General features: G+C 67.1%; 17 protein-coding genes and 1 pseudogene. 11 read left to right on the top strand and 7 right to left on the bottom strand.

Annotation, left to right across the window (positions count from 1 at the left end):
• Window positions 1-21: 21 nt before the first annotated feature.
• Complete coding sequence (locus ACRWNM_RS36210; RefSeq protein ID WP_431972675.1) at window positions 22-696, top strand: TetR/AcrR family transcriptional regulator; 675 nt, start codon at window positions 22-24, stop codon at window positions 694-696.
• Here the strand turns inward: ACRWNM_RS36210 and ACRWNM_RS36205 are convergent.
• Complete coding sequence (locus ACRWNM_RS36205) at window positions 691-1,311, bottom strand: TetR/AcrR family transcriptional regulator (RefSeq protein ID WP_431972673.1); 621 nt, start codon at window positions 1,309-1,311, stop codon at window positions 691-693. The two genes, ACRWNM_RS36210 and ACRWNM_RS36205, sit on opposite strands and share 6 nt — an antisense overlap.
• A gap of 120 nt (window positions 1,312-1,431) precedes the next feature.
• Here ACRWNM_RS36205 and ACRWNM_RS36200 point away from each other — a divergent pair.
• From ACRWNM_RS36200 to ACRWNM_RS36180, 5 genes and pseudogenes are all read left to right on the top strand, one after another.
• Window positions 1,432-2,745 (top strand): annotated as a pseudogene (locus ACRWNM_RS36200) (AMP-binding protein); the annotation flags it as partial.
• 240 nt (window positions 2,746-2,985) lie between these two features.
• On the top strand, window positions 2,986-3,768 hold the full coding sequence (locus tag ACRWNM_RS36195) for an SDR family oxidoreductase (RefSeq protein ID WP_431972674.1): 783 nt from the start codon (window positions 2,986-2,988) through the stop codon (window positions 3,766-3,768).
• Window positions 3,769-3,779: 11 nt separating this feature from the next.
• Window positions 3,780-5,504: an acyl-CoA dehydrogenase gene (locus tag ACRWNM_RS36190; RefSeq protein ID WP_431972672.1), complete on the top strand. Its 1,725-nt coding sequence runs from the start codon at window positions 3,780-3,782 to the stop codon at window positions 5,502-5,504.
• Window positions 5,501-6,337, top strand: a complete 837-nt coding sequence (locus ACRWNM_RS36185) for an MBL fold metallo-hydrolase (protein ID WP_431972671.1) — start codon at window positions 5,501-5,503, stop codon at window positions 6,335-6,337. The genes ACRWNM_RS36190 and ACRWNM_RS36185 overlap by 4 nt, the downstream gene beginning before the upstream one ends.
• Before the next feature lie 40 nt (window positions 6,338-6,377).
• The gene (locus ACRWNM_RS36180) at window positions 6,378-7,160 is read left to right on the top strand and encodes a crotonase/enoyl-CoA hydratase family protein (protein WP_431972670.1); all 783 of its coding nucleotides are present in this window, start codon (window positions 6,378-6,380) and stop codon (window positions 7,158-7,160) included.
• Between the two features lie 142 nt (window positions 7,161-7,302).
• Here ACRWNM_RS36180 and ACRWNM_RS36175 read toward each other — a convergent pair whose 3' ends face one another.
• The 4 genes from ACRWNM_RS36175 to ACRWNM_RS36160 all read right to left on the bottom strand — a co-directional run bounded on the left by ACRWNM_RS36175 (window position 7,303) and on the right by ACRWNM_RS36160 (window position 10,368).
• Window positions 7,303-7,833 (bottom strand): SRPBCC family protein, encoded by a 531-nt coding sequence (locus tag ACRWNM_RS36175; RefSeq protein WP_431972669.1) that lies wholly within the window; start codon window positions 7,831-7,833, stop codon window positions 7,303-7,305.
• The gene (locus tag ACRWNM_RS36170; protein ID WP_431972668.1) at window positions 7,830-8,165 is read right to left on the bottom strand and encodes an ArsR/SmtB family transcription factor; all 336 of its coding nucleotides are present in this window, start codon (window positions 8,163-8,165) and stop codon (window positions 7,830-7,832) included. The genes ACRWNM_RS36175 and ACRWNM_RS36170 overlap by 4 nt, the downstream gene beginning before the upstream one ends.
• An 82-nt stretch (window positions 8,166-8,247) precedes the next feature.
• A complete protein-coding gene (locus ACRWNM_RS36165; RefSeq protein WP_431972667.1) occupies window positions 8,248-9,393 on the bottom strand; it encodes an acyl-CoA dehydrogenase family protein in 1,146 nt (381 codons plus the stop codon).
• A 117-nt stretch (window positions 9,394-9,510) separates the two neighbouring features.
• On the bottom strand, window positions 9,511-10,368 hold the full coding sequence (locus ACRWNM_RS36160; protein WP_431972666.1) for an SDR family oxidoreductase: 858 nt from the start codon (window positions 10,366-10,368) through the stop codon (window positions 9,511-9,513).
• 535 nt (window positions 10,369-10,903) lie between these two features.
• Between ACRWNM_RS36160 and ACRWNM_RS36155 the strand changes: the two genes are divergently transcribed.
• The 3 genes from ACRWNM_RS36155 to ACRWNM_RS36145 are packed head-to-tail and all read left to right on the top strand — an operon-like array spanning window position 10,904 to window position 13,442.
• On the top strand, window positions 10,904-12,022 hold the full coding sequence (locus tag ACRWNM_RS36155; RefSeq protein ID WP_431972665.1) for an acyl-CoA dehydrogenase family protein: 1,119 nt from the start codon (window positions 10,904-10,906) through the stop codon (window positions 12,020-12,022).
• A 23-nt stretch (window positions 12,023-12,045) separates the two neighbouring features.
• Window positions 12,046-12,837, top strand: coding sequence for an enoyl-CoA hydratase-related protein (locus tag ACRWNM_RS36150; protein ID WP_431972664.1), 792 nt, complete (start codon window positions 12,046-12,048; stop codon window positions 12,835-12,837).
• A gap of 38 nt (window positions 12,838-12,875) precedes the next feature.
• Window positions 12,876-13,442: a PadR family transcriptional regulator gene (locus ACRWNM_RS36145; protein WP_431972663.1), complete on the top strand. Its 567-nt coding sequence runs from the start codon at window positions 12,876-12,878 to the stop codon at window positions 13,440-13,442.
• A 97-nt stretch (window positions 13,443-13,539) separates the two neighbouring features.
• On the opposite strand, the gene ACRWNM_RS36140 is transcribed toward ACRWNM_RS36145, so the two are convergent.
• Together ACRWNM_RS36140 and ACRWNM_RS36135 are read right to left on the bottom strand one after the other, a co-directional pair.
• Window positions 13,540-13,854 (bottom strand): hypothetical protein, encoded by a 315-nt coding sequence (locus ACRWNM_RS36140; protein WP_431972662.1) that lies wholly within the window; start codon window positions 13,852-13,854, stop codon window positions 13,540-13,542.
• 73 nt (window positions 13,855-13,927) lie between these two features.
• Window positions 13,928-14,089, bottom strand: coding sequence for a hypothetical protein (locus ACRWNM_RS36135; protein ID WP_431972661.1), 162 nt, complete (start codon window positions 14,087-14,089; stop codon window positions 13,928-13,930).
• 105 nt (window positions 14,090-14,194) lie between these two features.
• Between ACRWNM_RS36135 and ACRWNM_RS36130 the strand changes: the two genes are divergently transcribed.
• Window positions 14,195-14,791, top strand: coding sequence for a TetR/AcrR family transcriptional regulator (locus tag ACRWNM_RS36130; RefSeq protein WP_431972660.1), 597 nt, complete (start codon window positions 14,195-14,197; stop codon window positions 14,789-14,791).
• 160 nt (window positions 14,792-14,951) lie between these two features.
• Window positions 14,952-16,280 (top strand): alpha/beta hydrolase family protein, encoded by a 1,329-nt coding sequence (locus ACRWNM_RS36125; protein WP_431972659.1) that lies wholly within the window; start codon window positions 14,952-14,954, stop codon window positions 16,278-16,280.
• Window positions 16,281-16,285 lie beyond the last annotated feature (5 nt).

Here is a 16,285-nt window from a genome sequence, read left to right as displayed (position 1 = left end):
GGGATTCCCGGGTCTCGGTGCATGTCCTCGAATTTCATAGAGAAGGTGATGATGAACGGCGATGCACCGGCATCGGCTGACTCCTCGATTCGTCGGTCGCTACGACCGTCCGGTCGCCGCGAACGGGCGCAGCTCTTGGCCGCTGCCAGTGAGGTGTTCGGGTTACGGGGCTACTACGCGACGGTGATGGAACATGTCTGCGAGCAGGCGCGAGTATCGAAACCGATTGTGTACGCGCATTTTCCCGGCAAGCTGGGACTCTATCTCGCTGTTGTCGAGATGCACGTCGACGCCTGGGTCGGCGGCGTGCGAAAGGCCCTTCGGTCGGCGACCGACAGCGAGCGCCGAATGCGGGCCGCGACGTCGGCCACCTTCGACTTCGTCGACCGTCGGCCACGGAGCTATCGCCTCGTCTTCGATTCGGACGCCGGCGGCGAACCCCCGGTCCGCCGCCGACTGGCGCGCTCCACCGAGGACTGCGTCGACGCGGTCTGCGAGGCGATGAACCGGGAGGGCAACGACTTTCGCGCCCGCATGGTGGCGACCGGCCTCGTCGGGGCGTGGCAAGCCGCGGCTACGGATTGGGTCGAGAGCGGACGTCCGGTCGCCAAGGCGGACGCCGTGGAGGCGACGGTGGCGATGTGCTGGCGCGGGCTGGCCAGGATGCCGGTACATCCGAGCCCGCGCGGATCATGAGATCAAACTCGGAATAGACCGGCAGACCGAGCGAAGGGATTCGTCGTCGCGGGTGGACAGCGCGACGACGAACGCCCCTTGGATCAGGGCCAGGACGGTGTCTGCGAGCTCGTCGGCCGTGCGGTCGCTCCGGACATCGCCCGCGGACTGGCCTGCCGCGATCGCATCGCGCAGGTGCGATTGCCAGGCGCGCACATCGGTGTCGAGTTGCTCGCGGAACGTATCGGAGGTCGCGGCGACCTCGGTGGAGAACTTCCCGAACAAGCAGGCGTGCTGATACCCGGACTCGACGAAGTGATCGGCCATCGCCGAGAAGTAGCCGCAGAGCTTGTCCGCGGTGCTCAACTCGGACTTCGCCGCCCACTTCGCGAGCAGATCGAGTTGGTAGCGGCTGTAGCGCTCGAGCACCGCTCGGCCGAAGGCTTCCTTGGATCCGAAGTGGTGATAGAAGGAGCCCTTCGGGACCCCTGAGGCCTCCAGGACCGCATCGACCGTGGTGCCGTGGAAGCCGTAGGCATAGAAGTGCTGCATGCCCTGACGGAGCAGCCGCTCCTTGTGCGAGGGCACGGTACGTGCCGATTTGTCGCCGTTCGTCGCGGCTTCCTGCGTTTTCACCGAACCAAGCATAGCGGCATCGTCTTTCGCGCCCCGCAACTGTTGACGATTTAGTCTAGACGATTTAGTCTAGCCCGGTCGGTCGGCGCTGACCACGGGTTTTGTCGAAGGAGCAAGTTCATGAGCACCAGCAACTACGAGGCTGCGGGTGAGATCGGGGCCGCGACGGAGGTGCCGACCTTCTGCCATCTGCTCTCCGTTGCGGCGGCCCGGCATTCGGACCGGTTCGCGGTGTCGTGGTGGGACGGCATGTTGGTGCGCACCATGACCTGGTTCGACTATCGCGAACGTGTGCTGAACCTCGCCGGTGCGATGCTGCGGCTCGGGGTACGGGCCGGCGACACCGTCGCGATCCTCGGCCGCAACTGTCCCGAACACCTGATGGCCGACCTCGCGGCGCTGCACTGCGGTGCGGTCCCGGTGAGCGTGTATCCGACGATGGCCGCCGAACGGATCGATCACGTCCTCGCGGACTGCATGCCTCGGATGATCGTGGTGGAGGAACATCCTCAGCAGCGGATCGTGCGTCACCTGCCGTGGGTCGTGGCCAACCAGCCGAAGCTGGTGCTGTTCGATCCCCTCGACGACCCGAATCCACCGACCGAGTTCACCTGGGACGAGCTGCTCACCCTCGGCGCGGACAGTCGCGACTGGGTGGCCGAGGAACTGGACTCCCGGATCGCGGCGATCGAGCCGTCGGATCCGGTCACCATCGTCTACACCTCGGGAACGACCGGATTTCCCAAGGGGGTCGTCCTCACCCACGACAACCTGTTGTGGGAGGTCGAGGCCATGGTGCGCACCGGCACCGTCGACTACGACTACCGCGCCGTCTCGCACCTGCCGCTGGCGCATGTGGCCGAGCGCCTGTGGTCGTTGTATCTGCCGATGCGGCTGGGCGGCCACGTGTTCTGCTGCCCGGAACCGAGGCGGCTGATCCACGCGCTCCAAACGCACCGGCCCAGCTTCCTGATGACTGTCCCCCGGGTGTGGGAGAAGCTGCACGCCGCTGCGCAGCGGGTCATCGGCAGCGCCGAATTCGACTCCCGCCGAGCCGATCTCGATCGCGACCGGCAGATCCTCCGGCAGGTGGCCCACGCGCGATGGGAGGACCGGCCGGTACCCGCCCCGGAGGCGGTCGCGGCTGTTCGCGCGCGAGAGGGTCTGCTGCGCGACGTCCGCTGGACGCTGGGTTTGGACAAGGTTCTGTTCGCCGGCACGGGCGCCGCGCCGATGTCCCACGATCTGCGGATCACGCTCGCCGCGATCGGAGTGGACATCCATCTGGGCTATGGCCTCACCGAGACATCCGGTCCGGCGGCCTGCGACCGGCTCGGATCCGGGAGCCGCGACTCGGTAGGTCTTCCGCTGCCGGGCGCCGATATTCGCATCGCCGCCGACCGCGAGGTCCTGGTTCGCAGCCGCGGCAACACCACGGGCTACTGGCGCGCCGAGGACCGCGCGGGACTGTTCACCGATCAGTGGCTGCACACCGGTGACCTCGGCTACTTCGACGCGGCGGGCCGACTGCACATCACCGACCGTAAGAAGGACCTGCTGATCACGTCTTCCGGCGAGAACATCGCTCCCGGCGTGATCGAAAACCGCTTGGCAGGCGGGTCGTTCATCGAGCGGACCTCTACTCCTGACCTTCCCCCACCCCGAAAGGTACGAATGTTTCCCGAAATCTTCTCCGTCGAAGGCAAGACGGTGCTGGTCACCGGCGGCACCCGCGGTATCGGCTACATGATCGCCGAGGGCTACCTGAAAGCCGGTGCGCGCGTGTACATCTCCTCGCGCAAAGAAGCCGCCTGCGCCGAAGCCGCCGAGAACCTCTCGCGGTACGGCGAAGTGCACGCCATACCCTGCGACGTCAGCAGCGAGGCCCAGTGCCGGACGCTGATCGAAGCCGTCGCCGCCCGCGAATCCGCGCTGCACGTGCTGGTCAACAACGCGGGCGCGAGCTGGGGAGCGCCGTTCGACGAATTCCCCGACGCCGCATGGGACAAGGTGCTCGACGCGAACGTCAAAGCGCCGTTCACCCTGACCCGGCTGGCTCGTCCGCTGCTGGAACAGGCTGCCGCCGAGGGAGATCCGGCCCGGGTGATCAACATCGGTTCCATCGACGGGCTGGTAGTTCCCGGGGTCGGCAACTACTCCTACTCCGCGTCCAAGGCCGCGGTCCATCACCTGACCAGGCACATGGCCGCCGAACTCGCGCCGTCCATCCTCGTCAACGCCATCGCTCCCGGTCCGTTCCCGTCGAAGATGATGGCCAAGACCCTCGAAGAGGTCGGCGACGAACTGCGGGCTGCCAGCCCGCTCGGCCGCATCGGCGAGCCGGCCGACATCGCCGCCACCGCGGTGTTCCTCAGCTCGCGTGCCTCGAATTTCGTGACCGGCGCGGTGATTCCGCTCGACGGCGGTCTCGCCACCACTGTCGGCATCCGACTCTGAAAGGCAGATCGATGTATCGACCGCCCATCGACGACTACGACTTCCTCTACACCCACGTATTCGGCGACGAGCTGCTGCACACCCTCGGCAACGGCGAGCTGAACGCCGCCGATGTGAACGACATCCTCACCACCGCAGCCGATTTCGCGGTGCAGGTGATGCATCCGCTCAATCCCGTCGGCGACCGGGTCGGCAGCGTGCTGGCCGAGGGCGTGGTGACCACCCCGCCCGGGTACGTCAAGGCCTACCGTTCTTTCGCCGAAGCCGGATGGGTCGGTTTCGGCCTGGACAGCGAGATCGGCGGCGGCGGTGTGCCATTGATGGTCTACAACGCCGTCTCGGAATTGTGGACCGCGGCCAACACGGCGTTCTCGCTGTGCTGGGGGCTGTCCACCGCCGCGATCACCGCGCTGCAGACCGCCGGGAGCGAGGAACTGCGCGCGACGTACCTGCCCAAGATGGTGTCCGGCGAATGGACCGGAACGATGAACCTGACCGAACCCCAGTCCGGGACGGATCTGGCCGCCATCCGCACCACCGCCCGTCCCAACGACGACGGCACCTGGTCCGTGCGGGGCCAGAAGATCTTCATCACCTGGGGCGACCACGACCTGACCGAGAACATCGTCCATTTGGTCCTGGCCCGGACCCCGGACGCACCGGAAGGGCTGGCCGGGCTCTCGCTGTTCGTGGTGCCGAAATTCCTGCCCGGCCGCGACGGCGGCGTCGGGGAACGGAACCGCGTCACGACTCTCGCGCTGGAACACAAGCTCGGCATCCACGCCAGCCCCACCTGCGTACTCGAATACGACGACGCGGTCGGTCATCTCGTGGGACGACAACACTTCGGCCTGATGGCGATGTTCGTCATGATGAACAACACGCGCATCGGCGTCGGCCTGCAGGGATTGGGCATCGCCGACCGCGCCTACCAGCAGGCCCGCGACTACGCCGAACAGCGAGTGCAGGGCCGGGTGCTCGGACGCCCCACAGACTCCCCGATCGCCGAGCACCCCGATGTCGCGCGCCTGCTGCTGTCGATGTCGAGTTCCCTCTCGGCGATGCGCGCGTTCTCACTGCAACTGGGGGAGTGGTGCGACCGCTGGCGGCGCGACGACTCCCAGCAGGCTGCGCAGCTGGCCGAATTCTTCGTGCCGGTCATGAAGGGCTGGTTCACCGAGGAATCCGTGCGCATCGCCTCCGACGCCATCCAGGTGCACGGTGGCATGGGGTTCATCGAGGAGACCGGCGCCGCCCAGTACTACCGCGACGCCAGGATCCTGCCCATCTACGAGGGCACGACCGGGATCCAATCCAACGACCTGGTGGGCCGCAAGGTCATTCGCGACAAAGGCGCCACCGCAGAACTGGCGCTCGGGTTGATCGCCGGCGACTTGGTTCCGTTGCGGCAATCGCAACATCCGGTGGTGCGGCGCACTGTCGAGCGGCTGGACCGTGCGATCGAGTGCGCCCGCGACACGACTCGAAGGCTGCTGGAACTGGCGGCGAACGATCGACGCGACGCTTACGCGGGCTCGGTGAACTACCTGACCATGATGGCCCTCATCGCCGGGGCGTGGATGCACGCGCGCATCATTTCCGCCGCGCTGCTCGCCCATCCCGAACCCACCGAGGACGACCTGCGACGGCTGCGCGAGGCCGACTTCTACGGCGCCCACCACCTCAGCCGGGTCCACTCCCTGGCCGAAGCCATCCGCGAAGGCGAAATCCAATGAGCGACAAACTGATACTGGACGTCTACACCAGCGAGGCATTCGACCTCCCCAACGGAGGGATGTTCTCGCCGACCACCTCGACCCTCGTCACCGGTCCCAGCGAGGCGCTGCTCGTCGACACCCAGTACCGGGCCGCCGACGTCGACGAGGTCATCAGGCGCATCGAAGCCTCCGGCAAGCGGTTGACCACGATCTTCGTCACCCACGGCCATTCCGACCATTACTTCGGGCTCCAGCGATTGCTCGACCGGTTCCCCGAAGCCCGGCCGGTAGCGGTGGCATCGGTGGCAGCGCACATCGCCGCGAGCATCGACTCCGATCGCGCCTACGCCCGCGAATTCTTCGCCGGGCAGGCCCTCGACAACGCGGTCGTGCCCGAACCTCTCGACGAGCCGACCCTGTCGGTCGACGGCATCGCGGTCCACGTCCTCGAAATCCCCCAGGCCGACATCGCTCCCACGGCGATCCTGCACATCCCCTCGATCGCGGCGGTCGTCGCGGGCGACGCGATCTACAACGGGGTCAATCCCTTCCTCGCCGTCAGCGGGCCCGCGGAATGGCAGAAATGGCTGGGCAGTGTCGATGTCATCGCCGCACTGAACCCTGCCACCGTCGTGGCCGGGCACAAACGACCCGGCGCCGCCGACACCGCCGACTGCATCGCCGAAACCCGCGACTACATCGAACAATTCGCCGCGCACGTCGACAGCAGTGCGAACTTGCGCGAACTGGTCACGCACATGCGGTCGCAGTTCCCCGATCACGTCAATCCCTCGGCGCTGGTGCTCTCGGCGGTCACCGCGTTCCAGCGAAAGAAGCAGTCCCATGCCTGAAGCCGTCAGCGTGCCCGAACCCCGAAAGGACTAAATACTCATGACCTACGAAACCCTCACCGTTCGCCGCCGCGGCGCGGTGCAGATCATCGGCCTCGACCGCCCGGCCAAACGCAACGCCTTCGACATCACGATGCTGCGGGAACTGGCCACCGCCTTCGGCGAACTCGACCGCGACGACAGCGTGCGCGCCGCCGTTCTCTACGGCGAGGGAACGATGTTCACCTCCGGCTTGGATCTGGCCAGCGTCGCCGGGGAGATCCAGGCGGGCAACTCGATGGTCCCGGAGGGCGGGATCAACCCGTGGCAAGTCGAGGGCAAGCGGGTCTCCAAGCCGATCGTCGCCGCGGTGCACGGCAAAGTCCTCACCCTCGGCATCGAACTGATGCTCGCCGCCGACATCGTGGTGGCCGCCGAATCGACCACCTTCGCCCAACTCGAGATCTCGCGCGGCATCTACCCGTTCGGCGGAACGACCATCCGCTTCCCGCGTGCCGCGGGGTGGGGTAACGCCATGCGTTGGCTGCTGACGGCCGAGGAGTTCGACGCCGCCGAAGCGCACCGGATCGGCGTCGTCCAGGAAGTCGTACCCGACGACACGCACGTCGAACGGGCGATCGAGATCGCGCGAGTCATCGCGCGACAGGCGCCACTCGGTGTGCAGGCAACCCTGCGCAACGCGCGCCTGGCCGAACGCGAGGGCGAGGCCGCCGCCGAAGCCGAGCTCGTGCCCACCGTGCAGAAGCTGTTCACCACCGAGGACGCCGCCATCGGCATCCAGGCCTTCCTGACCCGCACGACAGCCGAATTCGCCGGCCGCTGAGGTTCCGGCAAACCCGCCCGCGTCACCGAGACGATCAGCCTGCTCGTCGCCTGAACGTCGGGCCATCAGCTGTCGGGCGAAGAGCGAGGGATCGCGAGCTGTCCGCCGCCCTGCTCGCCGAGCGAGCAGGGCGGCTCGGCCGCTACTCCGGGATGCGCTCGGCGTAGTCCTTCTCGAGCCGAGCGAGCTTGGGCCAGAACGGTTCCGGCGTGCCTCCGGACAGCCGGGCGACGAGCAGGTCGAGGTGGCTGTGCCAGCCGCCGGAGACGTTGAGCAGGGCGTCGCGGTCGGGGAGGCGGCGGTGGGTGAGTTCCAGGCGGACCTGCTCGCCCACCTGTTCCAGCGTGAACGTCACCTCCGACCCGTCGCCCCAGGTGAACGACAGCAGCCGCGGCGGCTCACACGCCAGCACCTCGCCCTGCATCCGGTGCTCGTTCGCGTACTGCGGCGGCGCCGGATCGTCGGCATCGGTGAGTTCGGAATTGCGGAAGATCAATTCGACCGAGCCGCCTGCCGCCTGCGTCATCTCACCGCCCGCCAGCCAGGTGCGCCGCAGCTCCGCGTCGGTCAGGTACCGCCACACCCGCTCGATGGGGCCGGGCAGCAGCCGTTCCATGCGCACCGCGCCGGGTTCGGTCACGGTGCCGTAGTCGGAAATCCGTTGTGCCGTCATGATTCATCCTCGGTTCGGAGTAGTTCTTCGAGCCTGTCGAGTCGCTCGGTCCAGAAGCGCTCGTAGAAGCGCATCCACTCGGCGCCGTCCCGGATCGGCCGCGCGTCGAGGCGGCAGATGTGAACCCGACCGTGCACCGTCCGCCGCACCAACCCCGCGCGCTCGAGCACCTGGATGTGCTTGGACGCCCCGGCCAGTGTCATCGCGTACGGCTCGGCCAACTCGCCGACACTGTGCGCGCCCTCGGCCAGCGTGCGCAACATGGCCCGCCGTGTGGGGTGCGACAGCGCGTGGAACAGCGCGTCCAGCCGATCGGATTCATGTTCAACCACATGGTTGAGTATGCGCGCATCAGCGGCAATGGTCAACCACTTGGTTGAATATAAGGCCGGTTTGCTGCGGTCGAGGGATTGGTCAGGAGGCGAGAAGTGAGCGGCCGATGATCTCCTTCATGATCTCGGTGGCGCCGCCGTAGATGGTCTGCACGCGTCCGTCCACGAAGGCCTTCGCGACCGGGTACTCGGTCATGTAGCCGTAGCCGCCGTGCAGTTGCAGGCACCGGTCGGTGACTCGTTTTTGCAGTTCGGTGGCCCACCATTTCGCCATGGAGGCGTGCACGGCATCGAGTTCGCCGCCGGAGTGATCGATGATGCACCGGTCGATGAAGCTCCGGGTGACGGCGCACTCGGTGGCCATCTCGGCGATCTCGAAGCGCACGTGTTGCAGCTTGGCCAGCGGTCGCCCGAACGCTTCGCGCTCCTTGACGTACCGGGTGGTGATGTCGAGCATGTGCTCCGCCACCGCGATCGCGGCTGCGGCGATGTGGAGCCGCTCGGTGGCCAGGTTGGTGACCAGGTGCAGGAACGCGCCGTCGAGTTGTCCGAGCAGATTCTCCTTGGGCACCTTGACGTCGTTGAAGAACAGTTCCGCTGTGTCCTGGGCCTTCTGGCCGAGTTTGTCGAGGTTGCGGCCGCGTTCGAAGCCGTCCATGCCGCGTTCCACCACGAGCAGTGACAGGCCTCGTGACCCGCCTTCCGGGGTGGTTTTGGCGACCACGATGACCAGATCGGCAAGGATGCCGTTGGAGATGAAGGTCTTGGAGCCGTTGAGCAGCCAGTGATCGCCGCGATCCTGGGCGTGGGTGCTGATGCCTTGGAGGTCGGAGCCGCCGCCGGGTTCGGTCATGGCGATCGCGCCGATCGTTTCGCCGCTGCAGAAGCCGGGCAGCCAGCGCCTCTTTTGTTCCTCGTTGCTCAGGCCGATCAGGTAGGAGCCGACCATGTCGTTGTGCAGTCCCAGCGCGAGTCCGGGCACGCCCGCACTGGCGAGTTCTTCGGCGATGATGGCGCTGTAGCGGAAGTCGGTGGTGCCCCCGCCGCCGAATTCTTCCGGTGCGGACAGGCCGAGCAGGCCCTGGCGGCCTGCGGCGAGCCAGACCTCACGGGAGACTGCGCCGTCCTTTTCCCACTGTTCGTAGTGCGGCAGTACCTCTTTGGCGAGGAAGGTGCGTACGAGGTCGCGGAAGTCGTTGTGTTCGGTGTCGAAGATGTGGCGTTGCACGTCGGATCTTTCTGCGGTGGCGGCGATGAGGCGGTGAACGGAAACCATTGGGGGCCAGTGCTGTCGGGCTGTAGCGGCCCGCGGCTGGCGAAGCGGGGAAGGTGTCGCGACGGGGGCTTACTGTTGGGCGGCTGCTGCCAGGAACCGTCCGGCTTCCTGGATCTGGAGAACGCTTTCGCCCGAGCCGCCGCCGTCGCAGGGGATGATCGCCCCGGAGATGTAGCGGGCCGCCGAGGACGACAGGAACATCGCCAGGCCGGCGACATCGTCTTTGGTGCCAAGCCTTCCCAGTGGCACCGTCTTGATGGCGGCGCCGTCGTCGTGCGGGGTCAACCGCGCCATCCCCTCGGTGCCGGCGATCGGGCCGGGAGCGATGGCATTGACGCGGATCCCCTTGGCGCCCCATTCCAGGGCCAGCACCCGGGTCAGTTGGTCGACACCGGCTTTGGCCGCACACACGTGGGCTTGGTAGCGGACCGGGATCGAGGCCTGCGGGGCGGTGATGTTGATGACCGAAGCGCCCGGAGCGAGGTAGTCGAGCCCGGCGCGCATCACATGGAAGGTGCCGTTGAGGTCGATGTCGACGACCACCTTGAAGCCATTCGACGACAGCGCCGAGGCCTCGGCGAGGAAGTTGCCCGCCGCGCCCGAGATCAGGACATCGATGGCTCCCCACTCGGTGCGGATCGACTCGAAAACCTCTTCCACGGCCCGCATGTCGCGCACATCGGCCACGAAGCCGCCGACCGGCACGCCGTGCACGTCGAGCCGCGCGATCGCGGCGTCGACGTTGTCGCGTTTGCGGCTGACCACCACCACGGCCGCGCCATGGGCGGCGAAGGCTTCGGCGATGCCGAAGTTGATGCCGGTCGTGCCTCCGAAGATCACGACCTTCTTACCGGTGAAATCGAACTGAATGTCCATGCGCGGCTCTCCTTGGCGCGTCGAACGTGGATGGATCGCCCGGGTTCGCATGACTGGTGCGGGGTGGCCCGAGGCGGTGCACAGGAGGCTATGGGGACCGCCGCGCATTGTGCAACAAGTTGCATAAAAAGTGTGTCGGCAATCACGATCGCTTGTCGTCCAATCCGCCGACGTCGGTGAACGTGCTGGTCACGCCCTTGGTCGGACTGCTGCACCTCGGTTGGCAGCTGGCGGATAACCCACGGGCCCCGGGCTGGAGGGGTCCGCAAAGTGAGCGATGCCACACTTTTTGTGCAACTTGTTGCATAAAGCCTTCGCTGGAAATAACGTCGGGTTCAAGCGCAGTCCCGGCGGCGTCTTCGCCGCTTTCCGTCTCGAAGGATTCACCGCTGTGGCTTTCCCGCCGTCTGTCCCTGCCCGTGGTCGGGTCGCTCACCCAGCAGTACGACCGAGCCCGCCGCGACCTGGCATCCATGCTCGAGCGCGCCGGGCAGCCTTCCGCGCCGAGCCGCACAGTCATCGGCGAGATGATCACGCAACCCCCGCGGTAGGACTCGCATGCGACCACGAACAACCAAGGCCAACAATGGATTCGACCTTCGAACTCGATCAGCCCGCGCTGCGCAAGAACCTGCACGACGTCTTCGCGCTGCGCTACCCCGACCTCGACGCCCGTCGCGACAGCCTCGCCACCGCGTCAGGTTTCGATGCCGGTATCTGGCGTTCGCTGGCGCAGCTGGACGTGCTCGGTTCGCGCCGCAGCGGGGAGCCTGTCCCGGCCGGGGCCGGACCGACCGAAGCGGCAATCGTGGCCGAGGAGATCGGCCGGGTGCTTGCACCCGAACCCTACGTCGCCATGGCGGTCCTGACCGGTGCTCTGATCACCGGCGCGGCCGGCGCGCCACAACGTCGAGAACTGCTCACCTCACTCGGGCAAGGCACCTTGTTGCCGGTATTCGCCCATTCCGAAGCCGACGCAACTGGGGATCCGGGCAGCCGGGCGAGCCGACGGGGGCATGGCTGGTCGGTGTCCGGCACAAAGGAATCCGTCGTCTACGGCGCTGAGTCCTCGCTGCTGATCGTCAGTGCCCACACCGACAGCGACGGCACCGGGCTGTTCCTGATCGAACCCGACCAGCGCGCCGTCGAGATCGACGGCTACACCCTCCTCGACGGCAGCCGCGCCGCGCGGCTGATCCTGGACCGCGCCGCGGCGACACCACTGGGGACGCCCGAGCACGATCACTCGGCCACCATTGCCACCGCGCTCGCCCGCGCGCGCATCGCCTATTGCCACGAGGCGGTCGGCGCGATGGCTCGCGCACTGCAGCTGATCGTCGACCATTCCACCGGCGAACGGCGAAAGGGTGCCGCCCTCACCTACGACGAGGCAGCCGGAGCCGGCGTCGCCGACTGGTACCTCGCGATCGAGTTCGCGCGCCGCAGCGCCCCGTGGGCAACGACGACCCTGCTCGACGACCCCGATCGGGCCATCGACGCCGCGGCGCGGGCGACCCGTCGAACCGACACGGCCCGCTGGATCGGTCACGACGCGATGACCCGCCCCGGCCCCGCGGCCCGCGACTCGATCGGGCACTACGCGCGCCGATTGAGTGTGATCGGTCATCTGCTCGAAGAGCACTGCCCTTATCTGCGCTCACCCACCAACGCCAGTACCCCACACCACCGCTGCGACACCCTCTGAAACCGAGAAGGAAGCGACAACCGATGAACGACAACACTCCCGTGATCGACACCCGCACCGAAGGCGCGACCACCATCATCCGGTTCAATCGGCCCCAGCAGTTCAACAGCATCGACACCGCCGCCCGCAACCGGCTGCGGCGGGACCTGGCCGCCGCAGCCGCCGATCCCGATGTGCGCGCGGTCGTCCTCACTGGCAACGGTCGCGCGTTCTGCGCCGGACAAGACCTGCGGGAATTGCAGAGCGCTCCGGAAGCAACCGTTCTGGGCGACCTGGTGCGCGAACACTTCAACCCGATCGTGCAGTTGCTGGTGAGCATGCCCAAACCGGTGATCGCGGCCGTCAACGGAACCGCCGCGGGAGCGGGGATGGCGCTGGCGCTGGCGTGTGACCTGCGCATCGCCACGGAGTCGGCGGCCTTCACCACCGCCTTCGCCGGAATCGGACTGTCCTGCGACACCGGGATGTCATGGACCCTGCCCCGTATCGCGGGCCGTGCCGCCGCGCTGGACCTACTGATGCGTCCACGCGTCATCGGATCCGCCGAAGCCCTGCGCCTCGGCATCGTCCACCAAGTGGTCGCCGACACCGACTTCGAAGCACGCTGGCGTTCGCTGTCGAACGAACTGGCCGCAGGCCCGACGACGGCGCTGGCCGCGATCAAGGCTTCGGTCAACCACGCCTGCGGAACAACCCTCGATGCCGCCGTGGATTTCGAAGCCGACCAGATGACCCGCACGGGCCGCACCCGTGATCACAAGACGGCGGTGGCAGCGTTTCTGGCCAAGTCCGCCCCGGTATTCGCCGGCTACTGACGAACCCGCCGTCGGGCGACCTCTCTAAGATTCGGCGAATGGCACTGCAGTTCGCGATCCTCACAGCGCTGGCCGAACGCGAATCCAGCGGTTTCGAGTTGGCCAAACGCTTCGATCGTCTCTACGGATACTTCTGGTCGGCCTCCCATCAGCAGATCTACCGGGAGCTCGACCGGCTCCACGCCACCGGCCTGGTCGCCGAAGTGCCCCAACCCGAACGCCCTGGGCGCGGCCAACCCAAACGCTTCGCCATCACCGAGGCGGGAACAACCGCCCTGCGCGACTGGACCGGCGAGATCGACGAACCGACGCATGCCCGCGAATCCCTGATCGTGAAAACGCGGGCCGCGGCCTCCGTCGGCGACTTCGACGGGCTGCGCGCAGTGATCGCCCACCATCTCGCCGTGCACGGCAGCGACCTGGTCAAACACACAGAGATCGAGACTCGCGACTTCTCCACTGTCGACACCGACGCCGACGCCCTGCGGCACCTCGTCCTCAAAGCCGGAATCGCGATGGAACAACTCTGGGTCGACTGGTGCCGAGAAGCGCTCGACACCCTCGACACCATCCAAGCCCGAACGGCCACCGAACCCACGACCTAGGTGTACTGACCATGGACGTTGGTGACGGCGTGGCGAGCTGACAAAGCGACCCCACGGCTGAACCGGGCGATGTAGTCGTCGAGGAGCTCGAGGCCGGTCACCGGGCGACCTCGGCGGAGGCCAGGGCGCGGGGGAGCCAGTCCAGCACGGTCGAGGCCACCTCGGGGAGCTTGGTGACCGCACAATGCCCGGTATCGGGCAGCGGCTCGACGACGGTGTCGCGGCGTCCCTCGAAGACCAGGGTGTCGTGCTGCGGGACGTGGACATCGTCGGCGCCGTTGATGATCAGCATCGGGGCGTTGCGATCCTGATCGAGTAGCGGGCGCAGCGACATTTCCGCGTAGCGGGCCATCCGTTCCTCGGCGCTGGGTGGCGCGTCGAATCCCAGTGTGTTGCCGATGATGTCGGCCATGCCGAACCGGGTCGGCCCCGTTCCGGCGAAGGTGGCTTCGACCGGCCCGCCGATGTCGACGGCGGCATCGACCTCACCGGCCAGACCGGATCGCGCCGCCCGGGGCGTCCGCCCACATGTCCGTGATCACGGCACGCATCGCGTCGACGTCGTCGACGGGCAATCCGGTGTTGGTCATCTGCGCGTACCGCTCGCTGAACAGCTCCTGTGGGTTCAGCGGCCATGGGTAGGGCATGTCGACTCCTTCGGCGATCCGTGCCTTTAACGCAGAGATTCCGCTTTAACGAACAGTACGCGCGGCGCGTCGTTAACGCAATAGGCATGCATTAGGGTGAGGGTGATGAGTCAGGATGAGCTTGGTGACGAGGTGCGGCGCCGCCCTGGCGGCCGGTCCGCGCGAGTGCGCACCGCGGTGCTGCAAGCAACTCTGGAGGTCCTGGCCGAACACGGCCCGGGCGGGGTGACGATGAGCGATATCGCTCGACGGGCCGGGGTTCATGCGACATCGATCCAACGACGTTGGGGGACAACCGAGAACGTGATGCTCGATGCGCTGCTGGAGCGCAGCGAGGAGCTGCTGCCGGTCCCCGACACCGGATCGCTGCGCGGCGACATGATCGCGCTGGCGCGAGCGGTCGAGGCCTATCTGGCCACGCCGCTGGGTACCGCGCTGGCCAGGGCGATGGCGGTCGCCGACGACGATCCCGCCACCGCCGGCGGTCGCTCCGAGTTCTGGAAAGCCCGGTACCACGCGGCAAGTGTCATTTTCGACCGCGCTGCCGCCCGCGACGAACTCGCCCCGGGGGCCGATCCCTGGATTGCCCTCGAAATGCTCATCGCCCCACTGCATTTCCGGGCCCTGCTCGTCCGTCGACCCGTCGACGACCAGCTGATCGCGCAGATGGTCGACACCCTCCTGCGAGGCCTGGCCGGATAGGGCTGGGTTGGTGCGGCACGCCGCAGCGCGACCACTGGCGCTGGCTACGTAACCCGGCGAACTCTTAACGCAATAGTCTTGCTTTTAGCATCGACGGTGCTTACGCTGGCCCCGCGGCCGCAACCGTTATGGCACCTCGATCCGATAGGGAGGCAGGACTGTGGCATCGACCACATCCCGGGCCCGCAGGCTTTTCGTCAGCACCCTCGCACTGACCGGCACCACCGAACGGGCCGCGAACCGTTTCGGCACGGCGCCGTTTCTGCCCGCACTCTTCGCCGATCGGCTCACTCACCTCGGTGGGATCGATCCCGCGGTGTTCAGCGCCCAATTGGCCGCGTGCAACTCCTTCGACGACAACCGATGGACCACACACTGGGAGACGTTCGCCGACGAACACACCGCCACGGCCGATGCCGCGCTGGCGGTACTCGGCGGACCGTCGACGCGGGAACTGCTCGATTCGACCACCGACGTGGAGGTCCGCAAGCTCGGCGAACTGCTCGCTCCGGCGGTGGAGATCCTCGCCGACCGCGGCCCGATCGCACCACCGGACGCCGTGGACCGCTTTTGCGCGCTGCACCCCGAAGACTGTGATGCCGCAGTCGCTCTGGACGCGCTGATCAAGGTCGTGGTGTACGAGTTCGCCGCGTCCTGGCCGGGTTGGAGCCCGCGCCGGTTGCAGGCCTACGAGACCTCCCATCGGCTGTGCGAGATCCTGCTCACCGCGCTCGCCCCGGCCATGGGCATCACCGTGGAGGCGGTGCGAATCCCCCGCGGCAGCGCCGATGAAGTCCGCGGATACCTGATCTCGCCGGAGGGTGCCGAGCAGTTGCCGACCGTGCTCATCACCAACGGCCTCGAGGGCACCCTCGGCGAGCTGACGTTGCCGCTGTTGCAGCATCGCGCCGAGGGCATGACCTATTTCGTCATGGAGATGCCCGGCACCTTCCATTACCGGCAGCCGCTGACGCCGGAATCGGAGCGGGTGTACTCGGCCGTCGTTGACTTCCTCACCGCCGATCACCGTGTCGACGCGCAGCGAATCGGCATGCTGGGCGTCAGCTTCGGCGCGTACTGGTCGACCCGTATGGCCGCGGTCGAGCCGCGGTTGCGTGCCGCGGTCGCCAACGGTGCGCTGGCCGACCGCACTTTCGCGCCGACGGGGTCGATCGGCGTTCCCGAAATCATCGTCTCCACCATTCGCCGGACCGTCGGAGCCACAAGCGTGCCGGATATGGTGGGCAAGCTTTCGGCGCTGTCGCTGCGCGATCACCTACGGCGAATCGAGATCCCGCTGCTGGTCGTCAACGGAGCCGACGACTCCCTGTGCAGGGTCGAGGATTCCATCGATATCGCCACCTACGCGCCCAACGCCCAGCTGGTGCTCTACGCCGACGACGACCACTGCGCCATGAAGCACGAGCCCGAATGGCTCGACCTGTGCATCCGGTTCTTCCGAACCCACTTGGCCGCAGCCCAGAACTAGTGACT

Origin of the sequence: Nocardia sp. bgisy134, assembly GCF_965341865.1 — a bacterium.
In the GTDB taxonomy this organism is placed as follows: domain Bacteria; phylum Actinomycetota; class Actinomycetes; order Mycobacteriales; family Mycobacteriaceae; genus Nocardia.
Note: the sequence above shows the minus strand (reverse complement) of the source record. Positions and strands in the feature narration are given on the sequence as shown.